The sequence below is a fragment of the Variovorax paradoxus genome, from assembly GCF_024734665.1.
Taxonomy (GTDB): Bacteria; Pseudomonadota; Gammaproteobacteria; order Burkholderiales; family Burkholderiaceae_C; genus Variovorax.
The window spans coordinates 3,304,284-3,324,624 of the sequence record NZ_CP102931.1 but is presented as its reverse complement, the minus strand read 5'-3'; the positions used below and the strand labels follow the sequence as shown (position 1 = coordinate 3,324,624).

Sequence of the window (20,341 nt, the reverse complement as noted above, 5' to 3'; positions counted from 1 at the left end):
GGTTGGCTCAGGCGGCGACCTGCGCCGTCTGGATCGGGTCGATTTCCTCGACCGGGCGAATCGCCGTCTGGTAGTCGGCGTAGGTGCGGCCAAGCCCTTCGGCCAGCGATACCGTCGCGTGCCATCCGAGGCTGCTGGCGCGCGACACGTCGAGCAGCTTTCTCGGCGCGCCATCGGGCTGCGCGAGGTCGTAGCGGATGGCGCCGGTGTAGCCCACCACGTCGCGGATCAGCTCGGTGAGCTCGGCGATCGACACGTCTTCGCCGGTGCCGAGGTTGATGTGCCCGCGCATCGCGTCGGTCTGCCGGTCGTATTCGGCGCGCGACAGGTTCATCACCTCGATGCAGCCCTCGACCATGTCGTCGACGTACAAAAACTCGCGCCGCGCGCGGCCGCTGCCCCAGATCAGCACGCTTGGCGCATTGCTGATCTTTGCCAGGTGAAAGCGCTGGATCAGCGCCGGCACCACGTGGCTGTTTTCAAGGTGGTAGTTGTCGCCGGGGCCATACAGGTTGGTCGGCATCACGCTGCGGTAGTCGATGCCGTGCGTGGCGCCGTACTGGCGGTTGTAGCTCTCGCACAGCTTGAGGCCTGCGATCTTGGCGATCGCATAGGGCTCGTTGGTGGGTTCGAGCTTGCCGTTGAGCAAGTATTCCTCGCGGATCGGCTGCTCCGCCATGCGCGGGTAGATGCAGCTGGAGCCGAGGAACAGCAGCCGCTTCACGCCCGAAACGAATGCCTGGTGCGTCACGTTGGTGGCGATCGCCAGGTTCTCGTAGATGAACTGCGCCGGGTAGGTCATGTTGGCGTGGATGCCGCCGACCTTGGCCGCCGCCAGGTAGACCTGGTCGATCTGCTCCGTCGAGAAGAAACGGGCCACGGCCGCCTGGTCGAGAAGGTCGAGTTCGCTGTGGGTTCGCGTCACCACGTCGTGGCCCAGTTCGCGCAGGCGCCTTGACGTCGCCTGACCCACCATGCCGCGATGACCTGCAACAAAGATACGCATATGAGCTTTCGTGAAGAGGTTGATGAAGTTCGAGGGAGACGAAATCGAAAGAAATCGAAAGGAAAGGTGATGGCCGTGGCTAGCGCGACCCGCGCGCACCGGTCACCACGCCGAAGGTCTTCAGCAGGATCCCGAGGTCCCGCCACAACGACAGGTGGGCCACGTACTCGGCGTCCATCGCGGCGCGGCGGCGGTAGCTGATCTCGTTGCGCCCGCTGATCTGCCACAGGCCCGTGATGCCCGGGCGCACGGCGCAGTAGTGGTCCCAGTAGTCGCCGTACAGATCCTTCTGCGTGAACATGCAGGGGCGCGGGCCGACCATGCTCATGTCGCCCTTGAGCACGTTCCAGAACTGCGGGAATTCGTCGATGCTGTACTTGCGCAGGAAGGCGCCGAAGCGGGTGATGCGCGGGTCGTGCACCAGCTTCTGGTAGATCGCCCATTCGCGCCGCGCGGCCTCGTTCTCGCGCAGGTGGCGCGCCAGCACCGCGTCGGCGTCGGCCACCATCGAGCGGAACTTGTAGAACTTGAAGACGCGCCCGTCCTTGCCGTAGCGCGGCTGCATGTAGATGGCCGGGCCGCCCGAGGTGTAGAGCACGCCGAGCCAGATGAGCGCGTAGGCCCAGCCGAAGAAAACGAAGAACGAGCCGGCCATCAGGATGTCGGCCGCGCGCTTGGCATGGCGCAGCCAGGGCGAGCCGCCGAGCGGCCCGTACGCAGCCGTGTTGGCAGCCGTGTTGGGCGCCGAGCCACCTGTTCCTCGCCCTGCGGAGGTGGTCGATCGAATCGTGCTCATGATGTCGCGTGCTCCGGTTCGATGCGTTTGGGCATGACGGTGTCGGCCGTGTCCAGCGCGTAGTGGGGTTCGCTGCGTGTTGTTGTGGCCGGGGCATAGCCGTAGTAGCCGTAGCCATAGCTGCGGTGCTGGCGCCGCGAGGTGTCCACCGCGTTGAACACCACGCCGTGGAAGGCCGCGCCCACGTGGGCCAGGCGCTTGGCGCTTTCCACCAGCTCGCCCATCTCGCTGCTGTCGGCCCGGGCCACCAGCAGCAGCGTGCCCATGCTCGGCGCCATAGTGGCGGTCTCCGACGCCAGCAGCGTGGGAGGCGCATCGACGATCACCACGTCGTAGCGTGCGGAAAGCGTTGCCAGCGTGTGCTCGAAAGCATCACTGGCCATCAGGCCGGCGGGGTCTGGATGCAGCGTGCCAGCGCTCATCACGTCCAGGTTCAGCAGCACGCGGTGGTGGATGCCCTGCTCGAGCGGCACGCCGCCGGCGAGCACGTCGGACAGGCCGTTCTTGCGCTGCAGGCCGAACTCCTCGCTCAGGCTGCCGCGGCGCAGGTCGCCGTCGATCAGCAGCACGCGCTTGCCCGAGGATGCGAGCAGCGTGGCGAAGTTCGACGACACGAATGTCTTGCCCGCGCCGGCCGTGGCGCTGGAGATGAGCACCCGGTTGTTGGGCGCGCCCAGCATCGCGTACTGCAGCGTGGTGCGCAGGCGGCGCAGGCCTTCCAGCGCAGGGTCTTCCACATGCAGCGCTGCCAGCACCTTGACGCCGGGTTTGCCGGTGCGGATGGCGCGGTCGAGCACGCGCTGCTGGGTGCTCAGCGGAATCGTGCTGTACACGCTCAGGCCTGTGACGGCCTCGATGTCCTCGGGGTTGCCGATGGAGCGCTTCAGGTTCTTGCGCGCCAACGCCGCGGCGCCGCCGAGGAACAGGCCGCCCGCCAGCGCCAGAGCGATGACGATCAGCGGCTTCGGCCGCACGGGCTTCTCGGCCAGCAGGGCCTGGTCGAGCACGCGCACGTTGGCAACCTTGCCTTCCTTGGCCAGCCGCATCTGCAGCGAGCTGTTCAGAAGCGTCGCGTAGAGGTCGGTGTTGACCTTGATGTCGCGCTGCATGCGCAGCGAGTTCTGCTGCAGCATGGGCATGCGGCGGATGCGACCGTCGACCGCGCCGAGTTCCTTCTTCAGCGAAGCGATCTGCGAGTCAAGCGTCTGCACCATGGGGTGCGCGGAAGTAAAGCGGCCCACCAGGTCCAGCCGCTTCTGCTTCGCATCGAGCAGCTTGGCCTGCAGGTCCACGTTCTGCGCCAGGGCATTGCGGGCCTCGTCGTCCAGGTTGATGGTGCCGTTCTGGTTGCGGTACTGGTTGTAGGCGTCTTCCGACTGTTCCAGCTGCTGCTTGAACTTGGGCAGTTCGGTGCCCAGGAAGGACAGCGCGCGCTCGGCCTGCACCGTCTTCTGGTCGATGTTCTGGCGCACGTACAGGCGCGAGATCTCGTTGAGCACGTTGGCCAGCTGGCCGCGGTTCTCGGCCTGCAGGCTGACGTCCATCACGCCGGATTGCTTGCCTTTCTCGACCACGCGCAGGTCTTTCTGCAGCCCCAGCAGGGTGAGCTGCTTCGAGTAGCGCACCAGCTCGAAGGCGCCGCCGGGCTGGGCCTCGAACGAACCCACCAGCAGGTGCAGTGCGCCGCCGGGCACGGTGGCATCCAGCGGCACGCCGGCCTTGCCAGTCAGCGGCGTTTCCAGGTCCGGGTTGGTCAGCGTGTAGTTGCCGCCTTCGCCCGCGATCAGCGTGAACTTCTTGCCCTCGAATGCGCTCGGCACGTCCATCTGCGCCACGGCAATCTGCTCGGTGCCCGAGACGTAGTTGCCCATGCCGAAGATGCCGGGGGTGGAGAGATGGCTCGAATGCCGCGCGAGGAACTCGCCCACCACCGGCGTGTAGAGCGGCTTGGCGCTGATGAAGAGCTTGGTGTTCTCCATGGCCTGGCCGAGCACCATGCGCGAGCGCAGGATCTCGGTCTCGCCGGCGGTCGACGTCTTCACGCTGATGCCCCCGCCGCCGTTGGCGTCACCTGGGAAGTTGCCGCCCGAGCGGTCGGGGTCCTCGACCTGGATGAGGATGTTGGCCTCGTACATGCGCTGGCCGAACAGCGCGTAGCCCACGCCCACCAACAGGGCCAGTGCCGCGATGATGGCAATCAGCCAGCGGCTGTCGATCAGGATGTCGAGGTATTCGTGGAACCGGGATTCCCGGGTCCAGGCGGTGGTCTCGAGCACCGTCACGGGGGCTGCCGCGGGTGCGGGAAGCGTAGGTTGCCAACGCGCGTTCATGGGATTCACCTTTTCCTGTTGCGGGGGTGCTGGGCGCTTACCGGCGTGCGGTGTCGCGGGCAAGGTTGATGACCTGGGCGGCCGGCAGAATCAGGCCGAACACGCGGCTCAGGCTGACCAGCGGCACGCGGTCGACGTACACCACGTCGCGCGGCTGCAGCTCGAAGCGGTCGGCCAGCGCGAGCGCCACCGGGTTCTTCGCGTTGAGGTTGTAGACCTGCTGCACGTCGAGGTTGTCGGGTGAGTTGCGCACCACGTAGATCTGGCCGGGGTCGGAGGTGGCCAGGTCGGGTCCGCCCGCGTCTCCCAGCGCCTCGTTCAGGCTCAGCCGACCGTTGTTGCGCATCTGCAGCGCCGACGGCGCCTTGACTTCGCCCATCACGTAGACCCGGCTGTCCTCGCGGGTGCCGACGTTCACCACGTCGCCGTTGCGCAGCGGGATGTTGTTGCCGTCGGCGCCCAGGGCCTGGAGCACCGGCAGGTTGATCTCCGTCGAGACACCGCCGCGCGTCAGCGTGATGCGCGAACGGTCTCCGGCCTGCGTGAAGCTGCCGGCGCGGCTGATGGCCTCCGACAGCGTCATCGGCACGTCGGTGAAGATCTGCAGGCCGGGCGTGCGCACCTCGCCCTGCACGTAGGCACGCTGGCTGCGGAACGACTGGATGCGCACCGAAACCTGCGGGTCTTTCACGAAGGCCTTGATGCGCTTCGCGACCAGCTCCGACGCGCCGCTCTCCGTCAGGCCCTGCAGCTTGGCACGCCCGATGTAGGGGAAGAAGATCTCACCCTTGGCATCGACGATGAAGCCGGGCGCAACAGTCACGCCGGTCGGGTCGGACTGCTGCGCGATCACCGCGCCGGCGTTCGGCAGCAGCTCGGGGTGGTCGTACACGATGATGCCGACCACGTCTCCCGGCCCGATGGTGTAGGTCGGCGGCGCGGCGAACAGGCGCTTGATGCTGTCGGGCACGCTCTTGGGCTTCTGCGCGATCTGCGCGCGGATCAGGTCGGGCGTGATCGCAATGACCTTGCCGCTGCCGGCGGAGGCCGTGCTGTCACCCGTTGAGCGGTCGAAGCCCAGCGGGCCCACCGAGCCGAAGCCCGGCGCGCAGCCCGAAAGCGCGACCAGCCCGAGGGACAGCAGCAGGGCCAGGCCAAGCCATCGCAAGCGGGACTCCACCTGTGCCTGGGCACGGATTGCGAGAGGGCGCGTTCCGCATGACTGCGTCGCTGGATCTTTGCGTTGCATGGTGATCTCCTTGACGGCCGGTTGAAGGTGGGTGCTCGGGGTGAATGAAAGGGTGAGAGGGCTCGCCTCAGGGCGCAGCCCAGGTGGTGGGCATGGCGTGTTCGGCGCCCGCGAGCGGGCGGCTCTGGCTGCGTCGTTCGGTGCTGGCGCCGAAGCAGCGGTCGGTGACCCAATCGCCGACACACTGGAGGAACAGCCGCTGCCCCTTCTCCGTGCAGACGGTGTGATCGACCTCGCCCATGAACTCGTACTGCACTGCCTGCGTGAAGGGCAGGCGGGCGAAGGCGCCGAGCTGGTCGCGGCCGCGGTCGCATACATGCAGCGAGCCCGAATACAGCAGCTGCACCGCCACCTTGCGTTCGACCAGGCTCTGCAGCGCAGTGCCGAACCAGGCCGCGTTGACTTCAGGCGCGCGCTTCTCCGCGAAGAAGCCGGGCAGCGCCGTTGTCGAGTGGCTGCGCGAAAAGTGGCGTTGCAGCCAGCGCCTGGCCTTGCCGGGAAAGGACGGGTGCGCGGGCGCGGCCAGCGCGCGGCGCAGGTTGCGCTCCCAGCGGGCGCGCCGCTCGGGGAAGGCGAAGCCGTCGAACAGCGACACCGCCACCACGCGCGCATCGGCCAGGGCCGCCGACATGGCATGTTCCACGCCCGAGCACATGGCGACGATCACGAACTGCCGGGCACCCAGCATGCGTTCGGCTATGTCCATGGCCGCCTGCAGGCCGTGCACGGCACGCGCCTGCAGGTCGGGCGAGGTGTCGAGCGCGTCGCTGTCACCCACGCCGCCCAGGTCGAAGCGCAGGCTGCTCACGCCGCGCGCGGCCAGCACGTGCGCCAGCTTCACGTTGATGCGGCGCGGGCCCACGCGGTGGTTGGCGCCCATGTTGAACATGAGGCAGGCAATGCCGCCCGGCGTCTGCTGCGCGGGCGCCGTAAGCATGCCCACCAGCGCCTCGCCGGGGCCGAAGCGCATCGGCGTCTGCGTTGCTGCTGCCGTTGCTGTCGTCATGTCATTCATGAAGAGCCCCCTGGAGGCGGTTGAGCGCATCGGCCGGGACCATCGCGCTGTTGGGATACGGGTCGGAGGCCCAGTCGAGCTGGTGCTTGAAGTACGCGAGGCGAACCGGCATGTGGCGCGATTGCTGGTCGGCCGCCCATTGCGCGGTGCGTTCGTCGTCGGGCTCGGCCAGCACCAGCGTGTCGTGCAGGGCAGTGAGCGGCAGCGACTCGGGAACCAGCGCCGCAAGCTGAGCGCGCAGCGCGGGCGAGAGCGCGGTGCCCAGGGCCTCCTCGGGCAGCGCGTCGGGCTCCTGCACGAGGCCGCGGCGCCAGGCCAGGTCGGGGATGCAGAAGGTCGTGTCGATGGCGGCCACGTGCTGTTCGCGCAGCTGCCGCGCATAGCGGCGTCCGTCGATCACCGGCTCCCACAGCACCAGCCGCACGGGGTCGCAGCGTCCGCCGCGCGCGGCCAGCACGGCCAGGGTTGCACCAAGCCGCGCGCCGATCCACACGATGGAGGCGCCCGGTGCGCGCCGGCGCAGTTCCTCGTGCGCCGAGCACAGGTCGCGGCGCCAGCCGTCGAGTTCGCCCTCGCTCTCGTCGCCGGGCGAGTCGCCCGATCCGTAGAAATCGAAGCGCAGCGTGGCGATGCCGGCGCGCGAGAGGCGCTCGGCCAGCACCTTGAAGAAGCGATGGGTGCGCAGGCCCTCCTGCCCGAAGGGCGGGCACAGGAGCACCGCGGTGTTCTCGGCCCGGTCTTCGTCGGCGGCATGGAACACGCCGAAGACCTGGCGCGAGGCCGGTCCGAACATGAGCGGCGTGAAGCGGGTCATTGCGCGGCCCCTGCGTAGCGCGCTGCGGTGTTCGCCTTGGGAGCGGTCAGCTGGCTCATGCGCGTGCCGCCGTCATCCGACCCGAACGACTGGGCGCGGGCTTCGGTCTGGCGCCATTCGGCGAGCGAGCCCACGCAGTCGAGCCGCTCGGGTGCCGGCCCCACCACCAGCCACAGGATGCGGCCGGCCACCGACAGCTCGACGCTGCGGCGCTCCGGCGTCAGGCCCACCTCGAAGGTCTGCGACGACACCAGCAGGCCCACGCCGATAGCCTTCAGGCAGGCTTCCTTGCGGCTCCAGCAGGTCAGGAAGGCACGGTCGCGCTCGTGCGCGGGCAGGGCGGCCAGCGCTTCCTGTTCGCGGTGGGTGAAGTATTCCGCCGCGAGCACCGCCGCATCCGGCACCGGTCGCAGCAGCTCGACGTCGGCGCCCAGCGGGCCGCGCCCGCCGATGGCGATCAAGGCCAGGCCCTGGCTGTGGCTCAGCGAGAACTGGGTGCGCGTGTGACCCGACAGCGAAGGCCTGCCGAAGGAGCCGGTGGACAGTTGCAGCGCGGCGTTGTGCAGGCCCGTGTACTCGCTGAGCGCCTGCCGCAGCGCGATGTGCGCGGCCACGAAGCGCTGGCGGTCGATGGGGGAACGCAGGTTCTCGGCGCGCGTGCATTCTTCCTCGGAGAGCACCTGGGCGGGCAGCAGGTCGGTGAAGCTGTCCAGATCGACGTACCGGCAGACCGGCGCGTCGATGGAAAGTGCGTAGGCGGAGCTGTTCATGCTCTTCACCCCTTGCGCAGCCAGTGGCCGAGGGCACCGAACAGCCCGCCGCGCTGTGCTTGCGCGGCCGTGCCGGCGGCCAGTTCCGCGAGGTCCGAGGGCACGCCCTGCGGCGCGGCATGGGCCGAGGAAGCGATCTGCCCGAGGTTCTCGAACAGGTAGCGGCGCGGCTCCACGCGGTGCCCCAGCATCTGCGCGGCCTGCTGCACCGCGCGCAGCACCAGCAGCGAGTCGCCGCCGAGGTCGAAGAAGTTGTCGCTGGCGCGGATGTCGCTGACGTCGATGCCGATCACGCCGGCCCAGATCTGGGCGAGCTGCGCCTGCTCGGGGTTGAGCAGGCTCTGTGGCGCCTTGTGCCCATTGCCATTGATGGCATCGGCCGGCGCGCTCTTGTCCGCATCCGCAGCTGCCAGCTTGCGCAGGTAGGCCGCGCTGGTCGAGCCTTCGGTGCTGGCGATTTCCGCGAGCGTGGCGGCGGGATCGTCGGCAACACGGCGCAGCACTTCGAGATAGCGCTCGCGCAGCTGGGCGCCGGTCTCGCGCAGGTACACGTCGGCGTTGTAGATCAGCGCGCCTTCCAGGCCGTGCGGCTTGTCCATCAGCCACACGCCAATGTCGTCGGTGGCGCCGTGCTGCATCACATGCATCTGGCGGGTCTGCAGGCTGCCGACGCTGCGGGCGCGTTCGCGCGCATCCTGGAACGAGAACATCGCCTGGTAGGGGCCGGAAGTCTTGATCTGCCCCGCATAGCCCGGCTCGGCCATCAGGCGCTCGAACGGCACCTGCTGGTTGTTCATCATCGACAGCAGCTCCTGCTTCACGTAGCGCATGAAGGCGGGCAGCGGCAGCGACTGGTCGACCGCGAGCGAGACCGGCAGCACGTTGTTGAAGAAGCCCATGACGTCTTCCGTCTCGGCCTGCTGGCGTCCGCGCACCGGGTTGGCGATGACGATGGTGTCGTTGCCCGTTACCTGCGCCATGGTCAGCGCGTAGATGCCGAAGGTCAGCATGCTGAGCGTCACGTCCATGTCGCGCGCGATCTCGCGCAGATGCTGCGTGCTCTGCAGGTCGACGTGGATCCAGTGCGCGCCGCCCTGGCCGCTCTTGCCCGCGCGGCGCGGCATGTCGGTCTTTGGCGGGCGCACGGCCTTTGCGCCTTCGAGCCGGCCGCGCCAGAACGCGAGCTGCTCCTCGCAGGCAGGCTCGGTCAGCCACTTCTCCAGCCACTCGGCATAGTCGCCGTGGGTGGTGGCGAGCGCGGGCAGGTTGTGCGGACGGCCGCGTTCGGCGGCGTCGTACAGCGCGCCCAGCTCGCGCTGCATCAGGTCAAAAGACCAGCCGTCCCAGATCAGATGGTGCGGCACGAACAGGAAGACGTGCTCGTTGTCGTCGAGCTGGAACAGCGTCGTGTTCATCATCGGCGCGCAATGGATGTCGATCGGCCGGTCCGACATTTCCTGCATGCGTTCGGCCAGCTCGGCCTCGCGCTGGTCAGCAGGCAGGCCGCGCAGGTCGACCAGCGGCAGGGCGAATTCCACAGACTCCGCGATCATTTGCACCGGCTTTCCGCTCTGCGCATCAATGCCGATGGAAGTGCGCAGCGAGGGCTGGCGGCGGATCATCTCGCGCAGCGCGCCTTCGAAGCGCGCCGCATCGAGCTGCCCGGTCAGGCGCTGCGCCGAGGGCGCGTTGTAGACAGAGCGGCCCGGGTGCAGCTGCTCCATGAAGCGGATGCGTTCCTGCGCAAGCGTGAGCGGTGCGCTGCGGCGCTCGCTGCGGAGGGCAATCGGCGCCTCCAGGCCGACGCCCGCGCCCTGCAGGGCCTGGATGGCGGCGGCCAGCTTCTCGGCCGTGGGCGCCTCGAACAGGGTGCGCAGCGGCAGCGTGACCTGGAACTCGCGGCTCAGCAGCGTGGTGAGCCGCGCGGCCAGCAGCGAGTGGCCGCCCATGGTGAAGAAGTTGTCGTGCATGTCGAGGCCCGGCAGGCTCAGCACCTTTTCCATGACGGCGAGCACCTTGCGTTCGTGCTCGTTGCGTGGGGCGGCGCCGCGCCGTACCTCGTTGCGTGCAACCGCTTGCGGCGGCGGCAGCGAGACGCGATCGATCTTTCCGTTCGGCAGGGTCGGCAGCGCGTCGAGCGTCACCACGTGCTGCGGCAGCATGAAAGCCGGCAGATGCTTGCGCAGGTGCACCATCAGCGCATCGAGGTCGAAGCCGGCGCCCTGGGCGAGCGCAAGGTAGGCCACCAGGCGCACGTCACCGGGGTTGTCTTCGCGGGCCACGACCACGCTGCGCGAGACACCGGCCACTTCGCAGCAGCGCACTTCGATCTCGCCGGGCTCGATGCGGTAGCCGCGCACCTTCACCTGAAAGTCGAGCCGGCCGAGGTGGTCGAGCAGCCCGTCGTTGCGCCAGCGGCCGCGGTCGCCCGAGCGGTACACCTTCTTCGCGGTGCCGAAGATGCGCACCGTGACGAAACGCTCGGCGGTCAGCTCGGGGCGGTCGAGGTAGCCCAGCGACACGCCTTCGCCCGCGATGCAGATTTCTCCCGGCACGCCGATGGGGCAGGGCTGCAGGTTGGCGTCGAGGATCCAGATTTCAGTGTTGTCGACGGGTTTGCCGATCGACACGCCGCGCGATGCGATCTCTTCGGGACGAACGTGCCAGGCCGTGGAGTACACCGTTGTCTCGGTCGGGCCGTAGCCGTTCCACAAGCCTTCCATGCGCTCGCACAGCGCCAGCGCCATGCTCGGGCGCAGCGCTTCACCGCCGGTCCAGCCACGAAAGCCGGGGGCGCCGCCGGCCCACTGGGCATCGAGCAGGAGCTGCCACATGCCGGGGGTGGCCTGCAGGAGCGTGATCTGCTCTTCTTCGAGCGCTTTGGAAAGGCGGTTGCCGTCCATGGCGACTTCGCGCTTCACCATCACGAGCTCGGCGCCCGCCGCCAGCGGCAGCAGCAGGTCGGGCACGGCCATGTCGAACGACAAGGTCGTGACGGCAGCGATGCGGTCGGCCGGGCCGATGCCCGATTCGCGCTGCATCCACTGCAGCAGGTGCGCTACGCCCCGGTGATGGGCGATGACGCCCTTGGGCAAACCGGTCGAGCCGGAGGTGTAGATCACATAGGCAGCGTCTTCGGGTCCCGGGTCGTCGGTGCTCGGCGGCAGCGCATCGCCGGACAGCTTGAGCCAGGCGGTGTCGCGGTCGATCTCGAAGACCCGCAGGGCCGCGTCGGCACGCCAGCCGCGCGGCGCTGCCGCGATGTCCGACGTGGTCAGCATCTGGCTGAGGCTGGCGTCGGTCGCGTAGTGGTCCAGCCGCGCCTGCGGAAACGCGGTGTCGAGCGGCACATAGGACGCACCCGCCTTCAGGATGCCGAGCATCGCGACGACCATCTCCAGGCTGCGCTCCAGGCACAGCCCCACGCGCTGGCCGCGGCCCACGCCGCGCATGCGCAGTGCACGCGCCAGACGGTTGGATTGCGCATCGAGCTCGCCGTAGCTGCAGCTTCGCGCGCCGTCGCGCACCGCCGGGTGGTTGGATTGCCGCGGCACGCGTGCAAGAAAGCCGGCATGCGCCAGCGGCTCGCCGACCAGCGGAACGCGCGCGGGCTGCAGCGCCAGCAGCGAACGCGCGGCGGTGCTGGACAGCACTTCGAGCCGGCCGACCGTTTCGTCGGGCTTGTGCGAGGCCGACTGCAGCACGCACTCGAACATGCCGAGCCAGCGCTGCACGCTGACCTCGTCGAACAGGTCGGTGTTGTACTGGACCTCCACTTGCAGACCGCCATCGAGCGGGCGCAGGTTGACGAACAGTTCGAAGTTCTCGTACTGGCGGGCGATGGTGTCCTGCACGACGTCGAGGGTCGTGAACGCCTGCGCGCTGCTCGCCACGTCGGGGTCGACGTTGAAGGCCACGCTCACCAGCGGCAGCCGGCTCGGGTCGCGCTCCAGCGAAAGCTGGCCCAGCAGCGCGCCATAGGTAAGCGCCTGGTGGTCGAAGGCGTCGAGCACGGCGGTGCTGCATTCGTCCATCAGCGCGTCGAAGCGCATGCCCGAATGAGCGGCGATACGCAGCGGCAGCAGGTTCACGCAGTGGCCGACCAGGCCGGGCATGTCGTGCGCGAGCTGGCCCGACGCCGGAATGCCGACGACGATGTCCTCATGGCTCGTGAGGCGGTGCAGCGTGGCAACGAAGCCGCTGAGCAGGCCCGTGAAAAGGCTGACGCCGGCCCTGGTGCTTGCCGTGCGCACGGCACTGACCAGGCGTTTGTCGAGCAGGCGCTCGGCGCGGCGCGAATTGAAGGTGCGAACAGCCGGGCGCGGGCGGTCCAGCGGCAGGTCGAGCACCGGAAGCGTGTTGCCGGAGAAGCGGCCCAGCCAGTAGTCGATGTGCGGCTGCATGTCGGCACTCGCGGCAGCGGCGGCTTCCTCGGCGGCAAAGTCGGCGAAGAGCGGCGCGGTCTTGAGCTTCAGGCCAATGCCGGTTTCCTCGGCATAGAGGTGGCCCAGCTGCTCGGTGATGACGGCCCACGACCAGCCGTCGCACACCACGTGATGCGCCGACATCACGAGTTCGTGCTCGGCATCGTCCAGGCGGTACAGCGCGGCCCGGAAGAGCGGGCCATGCTCCAGCGAGAAGGGCGTGCAAACCGCATCGTCGTGGGCGTCGCGCAGTGCATGCGCACGGGCTTCAGGCTCGAGACTGCCCAGGTCCTGCTCCAGCAGCAGGTTTTCGCCCGGAGGGCTGACCAGCATGTAGGTGCCGTCGGGCGAGATGGTGGCGCGCAGCGCCTGGTGGCGCTCGAGCAGCCGGGCCATGGCACGCGCCAGGGCCGGGCAGTCCAGCGCGCCGCGCAGGCGCAGCACGACCGACTCGTTGTAGGCCATCGAGGCTTCTGTGCTCAAGGCTGCGCCGAGCCAGACTTCGCGCTGCGATTCCGTCGTCGGAATGATGCATTCGATGACACCACCGCTGGCGGTGGGCTTGAGGACGGCGTTCATGCTGCGGCCTTTCCATTGATGAGGTGTTGATGGGAGGCGGCGTCCTCGGGCACGTACCAGAAGGGCTGGCCGTCGATGTCGCGGGCCAGGACGCAGCCGTCCTCGACGGGCTTGCGCACGTCGAAGCGGGTGGGGGCGGGAGCGCGGCGCGGCAGGAAGCCGGATTCCTGCATCTCGGCGACCGAGTCCTTGAAGGCGCGCTGGATGAAGGCGATGTCCTCGGCGCTGTGCGCGCTCGTGAGGAAGCACGGGAAGTTGTCCAGGATGTGCACGCCGCGGCTGCGCATCATTGCGAACAGCAAGTCCTGCAGCGGGTGGTCTTCTAGCCAGCTCACGCGCCACAGCGAAGCGAAATGGCGGATCTCGATGGGCGCGCCGACTTCCTTGCACCAGGCCGACAGTTCCGCTGCCATGGCGGCGGTGTTGCCCGTGAGTCCGGCCTGCAGCGCGGGCCCGGCCTCCTTCAGATGCGTGAGCGATGCCTTGGCCGCGGCCAGTGCCAGCGGATGGCGCACGAAGGTGCCCGCGAAGTAGGTCACGCCCACGCCGGGAATCGAGTCGTCGCCGTACTGCCAGGGGCCGCCGTCGAGCGCGTCCATGAATTCGCGCTTGCCCGCGATCACGCCGACCGGAAAGCCGCCGCCGATCACCTTGCCGTAGGTGGCCAGGTCGGCGCGCACGCCGAACAGCTCCTGCGCGCCGCCCAGCGCGGTGCGAAAGCCGGTGATGACCTCGTCGAAGATCAGGCAGCAGCCGCTCTTGGCGGTGATGTCGCGCACCTCGTGCAAGAACTCGCGCGGCTGGAAGTCGGGGCGGCGGCTTTGCACCGGCTCGGCCAGCACGGCGGCCAAGTCGTCTGCGTTCTCGCGGATGAAGTCCAGCGCCTCGGGCGTGCCGTAGTCGAGCACGCGGATGTCGCCGAACATGCCGCTCATCACGCCCGGCGCGGCCGACAGGCCCTTGCCGCCCTTGCCGGCGCGCACCAGCACTTCGTCGAAGGTGCCGTGGTAGGAGCCGGTGAACACCACCACCGTGCTGCGGCCGGTGACAGTGCGCGCGATGCGTAGCGCGGCCATCACGGCCTCGGAGCCGGTGTTGCACAGGCCCGCGCGGTCGCTGCCGGTGAGCTCGCAGATCAGCGCCGTGACTTCGGCCGCCAGCGGGTGCTGCGGGCCGATTTCGTAGCCTTCGTCGAGCTGCTTGCGTACGGCGTCTTGCACGAAGTCGGGCTGCCAGCCGAACATGTTCATGCCGAAGCCGTTGAGCGCATCGACGTACTCGTTGCCGTCGAGGTCCCACATCTTCGAACCCTTGGAGCGTTCGATGACGATCTGGTAAGTGATCTCTTTGGTGACCGGCCGGAAGCCGTTGACCACGCGCGGGTCGGCCATGTGGGCGCGGTTGGCTTCGGTGAACTGCTTGCTCTTCTGCGTGCGTTCGACGTAGCGCCGGATGAAGGCGGCGAGCCGGGCCTTCTGCCGGCCGCTGGGCTCGGCGTTGCGCTGGGTGTGGATGCGGGCGATGGCACCGAAGGCCTTGTTCACGTCGTAGCGCACGGGTTGCGCGGATTCTTCAGCTGGCGTCGCCGCAGGCGTGGCCGGTGCGGGCGCGGCCTGGGCCGGCATGGCCTGCAGCGTGACGATTGGTGTGGACGGAATGCCGCCCGACAGCAGTGCGAGCTGCTGGCGCATCAATTCCATTTGCTGCGAAATCAGCTGCGACAACTGGGCGTCGCCCGCATTGCTGCCCTGCATCGGCATGTACACCGGCATCTGCTGGCGCGGTGCGGCCTGCGGTACAGAGACCGCGTTTTCGACTGGTGCGGCTGCAACAGCCAGTGCAACCGCCGGCGCGGGCGCAGCCTCGGGCGGCAGGCTTTCGCGCAGGAAGGTGGAGAGCGCGTCGAAGCTGCGGTAGCTTTCCATCAGCTGGCGGAAGCTGAGGTTGACCTTGAAGTGCTTCTTGATCTGTGTGGCGGCCTGGGTCAGCGTGAGCGAGTCCAGACCCAGTTCGCCGAAGGGCGCGTGCCCTTCCGCCTGTGCCATGTCTAGGCCGGAGATGTCCTCGAACAGGCTGCGCAGGCGCGCATCCACGTTCGAAGCGGGAGGATGAAGAGGCGAGGGCGTTGCTGCTGTCACGATCGACTCCAGAGCGGTAGGTGGAACAAGAGGGACTAAGGAAGGGGCCGGGGCGGCGGCGGGCGCGGCCACGGTGGCAATGGGCGGGGCGGCGGCGATGTCGACCCAGAAGCGCTTGCGCTCGAACGGTGTGGTGGGCAGGCGCACGCGTTGCGCGCCGATGCGCGAGACGAGGCGCGACAGCTCGACATCGGCGCCGCAGGTCCAGAGGCGGCCCAGCGCCAGGTGCAGGGTGCGGGCCTCGTCGGCCGGTTCGCCCTGCAGCAGCGACACGACGCCGCTTGCGCCGTGCTGGCGCACGAGCGTCGCGAGCATGTTTCGCGGGCCTGATTCGACGAACAGCGGGTTGGCCACCTGCTCCATCGCGCAGCGCACGGCCGGCGAGAAGCGCACGGTGCCGCGCAGATGCCGGGCCCAGTAGGCGGGGCTGGTGGCTTCGGCGTCTTCGAGCGGCTGGCCGGTCAGCGTTGAGTAGATCGGCGTCTGCGGCGCGCGCAGCGCCACCTTGCTGACCAGCGCCTCGAAGGGCTCGACGGCCGCGTCCATCATGGCGGAGTGGAAAGCGTGCGAGGTCTGCAGCGGGCGGCTCGGAACGCCGTCTGCTTCCAGCGCTGCCTGCAGCGCTGCAATGGCGTCGAAGGGGCCGGCGGCGACGCAGGCCGTGGGGCCGTTCTCGGCGGCGAGCGAAATCTGCGGGCCGAGCCTGTCGAGCAACTCGGCCGCACCCATGCGCACCGACAGCATCGCGCCGGCCGGCTGGGCCTGCATGAGAGCGCCACGGCGGGCGACGAGCTTGGCGGCGTCTTCGAGCCGCATCACGCCAGCGAGCACGGCCGCGACGAATTCGCCGACGCTGTGGCCGATCAGTGCATGCGGCCGTGCGCCGAGCGCCAGCAGCCGCCGCGCGAGGGCGTATTCGAGCGTGAAGATCGCGGGCTGCGTGGCGGCCGTGGGCGCCAGCGATTGCGGGTCGTCCGAGAACATGCGCTCGCGCAGGTCGAAATCGGTCGCGCCTTCGAAGGCGGCCATGCAGTCGTCGAACGCTGCCGCGAACACCGGGTCGTTCGCACGGAGGTTCTTGCCCATGCCGGCGTACTGCGCGCCTTGCCCGGGGAACATCAGCACGAGCTGCGGTGCGCGCGAGGCGATGCGCCCGCTGACGCGGTGGGGCGAATCGGCATTGCGCAGGGCGGCGATGGCCTCGGCGGTGTTGCCGGCCACGACAGCGCGGCGGAAGGCGTGGGCCTTGCGGCCGACCGCGAGGGTGTGGGCCACGTCGGCCAGCGGCAGTTCGGCGTGGGCTTCGAGATGCGCCGCGAGCTGCTCGGTGGCCAGCGCGAGCGCGGCCTCGGAGCGTGCCGACAGCGACAACAGCTGGTCGCCCGCAGCCGGTGGCGAGGCCGGCCGCGGCGGCGCCTCTTCGACGATGACGTGCGCATTGGTGCCGCCGACGCCGAATGAGCTGACGCCCGCACGGCGCGGCAGGTCGGCGCGGGGCCACGGCTGCAGGCTGGCGGTAACGTGGAAGGGCGTGCGCGCGAAGTCGATCGACGGGTTCGGCGCGCTGAAATGCGCGGTCGGCGGAATCTGTTCGTGGTGCAGCGCCAGCGCTGTCTTGATGAGACCGGCCGCGCCCGCCGCCGTGACCATGTGGCCCACGTTGCTCTTCAGCGAGCCGAGCGTGCAGTAGCCGAGCGCATCGGTGTGCTCGGCGTAGGCCACGGCCAGCGCCTCGACTTCGATCGGGTCGCCCATCGGCGTGGCGGTGCCGTGCGCCTCGACGTACGAGATGCTGCCCGCATCGACATCGGCCGCAGCCAGCGCGGCGCGGATCACCGCGGCCTGGCCGTCGACGCTGGGCGCCGTGAAGCTGGCCTTGGAGCCGCCGTCGTTGTTCACGCAGGCGCTGCGCAGCACGGCGTAGATGGTGTCGCCGTCGGCCTGTGCATCGGCCAGCCGCTTGAGCAGCACCACGGCCGCGCCGTCGCTGAAGACGGTGCCCTGGGCCTTTGCATCGAAGCTGCGCGTACGGCCGTCGGGCGAGAGCATCGAGCCCTCGTTGTAGAGATAGCCGCTGCGCGGCGGGCAGGTGACCGAGGCGCCGCCCGCGAGCGCCATGTAGCACTGGCCCGTACGCAGCGCATGGAAGGCCTGGGCCACGGCCACCAGCGAGGTCGAGCAGGCGGTGTGCACGCTGACGGCCGGGCCGGTGAGGTTGAGCCGGTTCGCCACCCGCGTGGTGATGTAGTCCTTCTCGTTGGCCAGCATCACCTGGAACTCGCCGACCGGCTCCACCAGGTCGGGCCGCGTGCTCACGTGGCGCTGGAAGTAGGTGGCGTTGTACATGCCGGCGTACACGCCGACCGGGCCCGGCGCTTCGTCGGGCACGTAGCCGGCGCGTTCCAGGCATTCCCAGCAGATTTCGAGGAACACGCGCTGCTGCGGGTCCATGAGCTGCGCTTCTTTCGGGCCGATGCCGAAGAAGGCGGCGTCGAAGTCTTCGATGCCGTCGATCACGCCGCGTGCGCGCACGTAGGCCGGGTCGCTGCGCAGGGCCTGGCTGATCCCGGCGTCGAGCGTGGCGTCGTCGAAGAAGCTGATGGTGTCGCGGCCTGCGACGAGGTTGTCCCAGAACTGCTCCACGTCGGCTGCGCCGGGGAAGCGGCCTGCGGTGCCGACCAGGGCAACGGCGTCATCGATGCCGCTGCCCGGCCGTGCCGAAAAGGTGGCCGCTGCGGTCGGTCGATCCTTGGAACCGGCCGCAGCGGCCATGGCGGGCTGATCGCCCGCCGGCTGCATCCGCTCGCCCATTGCTTTTGGCGTGGGATTGCGGAAGAAAAGATTGGTCGACAGCGGCAGTTCGGTGCCGCGCTGCAGGTCGGCCAGCACCTGCAGCACCAGCAGCGAATCGCCGCCGAGGTCGAAGAAGTTGTCGTTGCGCCCGACCTTCGAGATGCGCAGCGCGCGGGCGAAGGCGTCGCACACCTGCTGTTCGATGGCGCCGCGGGCTTCTTCGAAGGGCTGTGCGAGTTCGGGGCGCTCGCCGGCCGGCTCGGGCAGCGCCTTGCGATCGAGCTTGCCGTTGGGCGTGACGGGGAGTTGCGCGAGCCACACCTGCGCGGTCGGCACCAGTGGGGCCGGCAGGCGGGCGCCGAGGTGGGCGCGCAGGGCGTCCCACGAGATCTTTTCCGAGCGCGCGACCAGATAGGCCACCAGGCGCAGCTGCCCGCTTTCGTCGGGCCGCGCGACCACTGCGCAAGATTGCACGGCGGGGTGCGCGAGGATGGCCGCTTCGACCTCGCCGGTTTCGATGCGGTGGCCGTGGATCTTCACTTGCCCGTCGCGGCGGCCGATGAATTCGACGGTGCCGTCGGGCAGCCAGCGCGCGAGGTCGCCGGTGCGGTAGAGCCGGTCATCGGGGCCGCCGAAGGGATCGGGCACGAAGCGTTCGGCGCTGAGTGCGGGTTGCCGCAGGTAGCCGCGGGCCAGCCCGTGGCCGCCGATGCAGAGCTCGCCCACGAAGCCGGTCGGCAGCAGCGCCATCGAGGGGCTCAGCACGCGCAGCACGGTGTCCTTGATGGGGCGACCGAGCGGGACGGAACGCAGGTCTTCGGGCAACGGTGACTCGATGCGATGCGTGGCCGCGAAGGTCGTGCACTCGGTCGGGCCGTAGCCGTTGCTCAGCGTGAGGCCGGGCAGGGCGGCCAGCGCACGCCGCACATGCGGCACCGACAGCGCTTCGCCGCCGGTGAAGAGATGCCGCAGGCCCGCGAGGTGGGCCGGATCGTCGTCGACCACGGCGTTGAAGAGCGCGGCGGTGAGCCATGCCGTGTGCACGTGGTGGCGCGCGATGGTTTGTGCGAGGCCGGCGCCGGTCGGCACGCGCTCTTCATGAATGACGCAGCAGCCGCCATTGAGCAGCGGACCCCAGATTTCGAGCGTGGCCGCGTCGAAGCCCAGCGGCGCCGCATGCAGCATGGCGAGGCCGGGAGCGAGCGCGACATAGTCCACGCCCACCACGAGCCGCAGGATCGAGCGATGGCAGATCTCTATGCCCTTTGGCGTGCCCGTCGAGCCCGAGGTGTACATGACATAGGCCACCGATTCGGCATCGATGGCCGGAGGATTCCATGCAGTGCGATTTGTGTTGTCTTCGTATTCGTCGAGCAACAAAACGCCGTGATGGGGGGGGACGAGGTGCTGGTGCGCCTGCGTCGTGAGCACGTGGTGCGCGCCGGCCTCGCCGAGCATGTAGGCGACGCGCTCGGACGGGAAATCCGTAGGCACAGGCACATAGGCTCCGCCGGCCTTGAGGATGCCGAGTTGGGCGACGACGGCCGCCATCGAGCGGTCGAGCAGCAGGCCGACGCCGTCGCCAGTGCGAACGCCCAGGCCCTGCAGGCGCTGGGCGAGTTCGTTGGAGCGTTGGTCGAGTTCGCCGTAGCTCATTTGCGCGTCGCCTTGCGCGAGGGCGATGGCGTCAGGGGCGACCATCACCTGGCGGGCGAACATGGCGGGTACCGTGAGGGCAGGGTCCACCGGCGCGAGGGCCGTGTTCCATTCGACGAGCTGAGCGGCCTGGTCGGCGCGCGGCAGCGTGTGGATGTCGTTCAGGGCTGCATCGGGGTGCTTCAGCAGGTCTTCGGCGGTGTCGACGAGGGCTGCGAGCAGCTGTTTGATCGCGGCGGCATCCATCAGGCTTGCGGCTGCATCTATATAGAGGGATGCCGAAGCAGCGTCGAAGCGCAGCCGCAGCGGGGCATCGGCATCGACTTCTTCGCGCAGCCACAGCGAGGTGGGCTGTGCCGTTGCTTGCGATGCCGAGCGGCGACCGAGATCCAGTTCGGCCAGCCAGGCGCCAGCGGCCTTGGTGGCGTCGAAGGCGACGGTGGTCGAGCAGCGCATCGGCGCGGCGCCTGCCTCATGCAGCACGGGCCAGAGGCCTCCGAGCCAGCGCGACTGCAGCAGCAGCCATGCACCGGCGAAGAGGGTGTCCGGCAGCTGGCCGGTGGTGGCGAGCCACTGGGTCCAACGCTGGGCGAAGCGGGGTTCGAGTGCCACCGAAGCGCTGCGACGGCTGACTGATCCCTCCGAATTGGATCGCGGCACGAACAGGTCTCCCAGAGCGAGGTCCGGAGTACCGAGTGCTTGCGAAACAGTTTGAATTTCCATGTAAATATCCCAAAAGAAATACAATGGAAGCAATTGGATGAATGGAAA

9 protein-coding genes are annotated in these 20,341 nt (G+C 68.9%); all 9 read right to left on the bottom strand.

What is annotated here, in order from left to right; genetic code table 11:
• Positions 1 to 7 precede the first annotated feature (7 nt).
• On the bottom strand, positions 8 to 1,006 hold the full coding sequence (locus NWF24_RS15605; RefSeq protein ID WP_258354966.1) for a GDP-L-fucose synthase family protein: 999 nt from the start codon (positions 1,004 to 1,006) through the stop codon (positions 8 to 10).
• A 79-nt stretch (positions 1,007 to 1,085) separates the two neighbouring features.
• Positions 1,086 to 1,802 carry a sugar transferase gene (locus NWF24_RS15600; protein WP_258354965.1) on the bottom strand — a complete coding sequence of 239 codons (717 nt, stop codon included), beginning with the start codon at positions 1,800 to 1,802 and terminating at the stop codon, positions 1,086 to 1,088.
• Positions 1,799 to 4,132, bottom strand: coding sequence for a polysaccharide biosynthesis tyrosine autokinase (locus tag NWF24_RS15595; RefSeq protein WP_258354964.1), 2,334 nt, complete (start codon positions 4,130 to 4,132; stop codon positions 1,799 to 1,801). The genes NWF24_RS15600 and NWF24_RS15595 overlap by 4 nt, the downstream gene beginning before the upstream one ends.
• 37 nt (positions 4,133 to 4,169) lie before the next feature.
• Positions 4,170 to 5,381: a polysaccharide biosynthesis/export family protein gene (locus NWF24_RS15590; RefSeq protein WP_258354963.1), complete on the bottom strand. Its 1,212-nt coding sequence runs from the start codon at positions 5,379 to 5,381 to the stop codon at positions 4,170 to 4,172.
• A 67-nt stretch (positions 5,382 to 5,448) separates the two neighbouring features.
• Positions 5,449 to 6,387 carry a hypothetical protein gene (locus tag NWF24_RS15585; RefSeq protein WP_258354962.1) on the bottom strand — a complete coding sequence of 313 codons (939 nt, stop codon included), beginning with the start codon at positions 6,385 to 6,387 and terminating at the stop codon, positions 5,449 to 5,451.
• A gap of 1 nt (position 6,388) precedes the next feature.
• Positions 6,389 to 7,210, bottom strand: coding sequence for a serine aminopeptidase domain-containing protein (locus tag NWF24_RS15580; RefSeq protein ID WP_258354961.1), 822 nt, complete (start codon positions 7,208 to 7,210; stop codon positions 6,389 to 6,391).
• Positions 7,207 to 7,980: a 4'-phosphopantetheinyl transferase family protein gene (locus NWF24_RS15575; RefSeq protein ID WP_258354960.1), complete on the bottom strand. Its 774-nt coding sequence runs from the start codon at positions 7,978 to 7,980 to the stop codon at positions 7,207 to 7,209. Before NWF24_RS15575 ends, NWF24_RS15580 begins: the two co-directional genes overlap by 4 nt.
• A 5-nt stretch (positions 7,981 to 7,985) precedes the next feature.
• On the bottom strand, positions 7,986 to 12,983 hold the full coding sequence (locus NWF24_RS15570) for a non-ribosomal peptide synthetase (protein ID WP_258354959.1): 4,998 nt from the start codon (positions 12,981 to 12,983) through the stop codon (positions 7,986 to 7,988).
• Positions 12,980 to 20,293, bottom strand: coding sequence for an amino acid adenylation domain-containing protein (locus NWF24_RS15565; RefSeq protein ID WP_375338459.1), 7,314 nt, complete (start codon positions 20,291 to 20,293; stop codon positions 12,980 to 12,982). The genes NWF24_RS15570 and NWF24_RS15565 overlap by 4 nt, the downstream gene beginning before the upstream one ends.
• Positions 20,294 to 20,341 lie beyond the last annotated feature (48 nt).

What these genes read in the sequence shown, in the direction of transcription:
- NWF24_RS15605 (WP_258354966.1), bottom strand. Translation starts at nt 1,006, where the DNA reads ATGCGTATCTTTGTTGCAGGTCATCGCGGCATGGTGGGTCAGGCGACG.
- NWF24_RS15600 (WP_258354965.1), bottom strand. Translation starts at nt 1,802, where the DNA reads ATGAGCACGATTCGATCGACCACCTCCGCAGGGCGAGGAACAGGTGGC.
- NWF24_RS15595 (WP_258354964.1), bottom strand. Translation starts at nt 4,132, where the DNA reads ATGAACGCGCGTTGGCAACCTACGCTTCCCGCACCCGCGGCAGCCCCC.
- NWF24_RS15590 (WP_258354963.1), bottom strand. Translation starts at nt 5,381, where the DNA reads ATGCAACGCAAAGATCCAGCGACGCAGTCATGCGGAACGCGCCCTCTC.
- NWF24_RS15585 (WP_258354962.1), bottom strand. Translation starts at nt 6,387, where the DNA reads ATGACGACAGCAACGGCAGCAGCAACGCAGACGCCGATGCGCTTCGGC.
- NWF24_RS15580 (WP_258354961.1), bottom strand. Translation starts at nt 7,210, where the DNA reads ATGACCCGCTTCACGCCGCTCATGTTCGGACCGGCCTCGCGCCAGGTC.
- NWF24_RS15575 (WP_258354960.1), bottom strand. Translation starts at nt 7,980, where the DNA reads ATGAACAGCTCCGCCTACGCACTTTCCATCGACGCGCCGGTCTGCCGG.
- NWF24_RS15570 (WP_258354959.1), bottom strand. Translation starts at nt 12,983, where the DNA reads ATGAACGCCGTCCTCAAGCCCACCGCCAGCGGTGGTGTCATCGAATGC.
- NWF24_RS15565 (WP_375338459.1), bottom strand. Translation starts at nt 20,293, where the DNA reads ATGGAAATTCAAACTGTTTCGCAAGCACTCGGTACTCCGGACCTCGCT.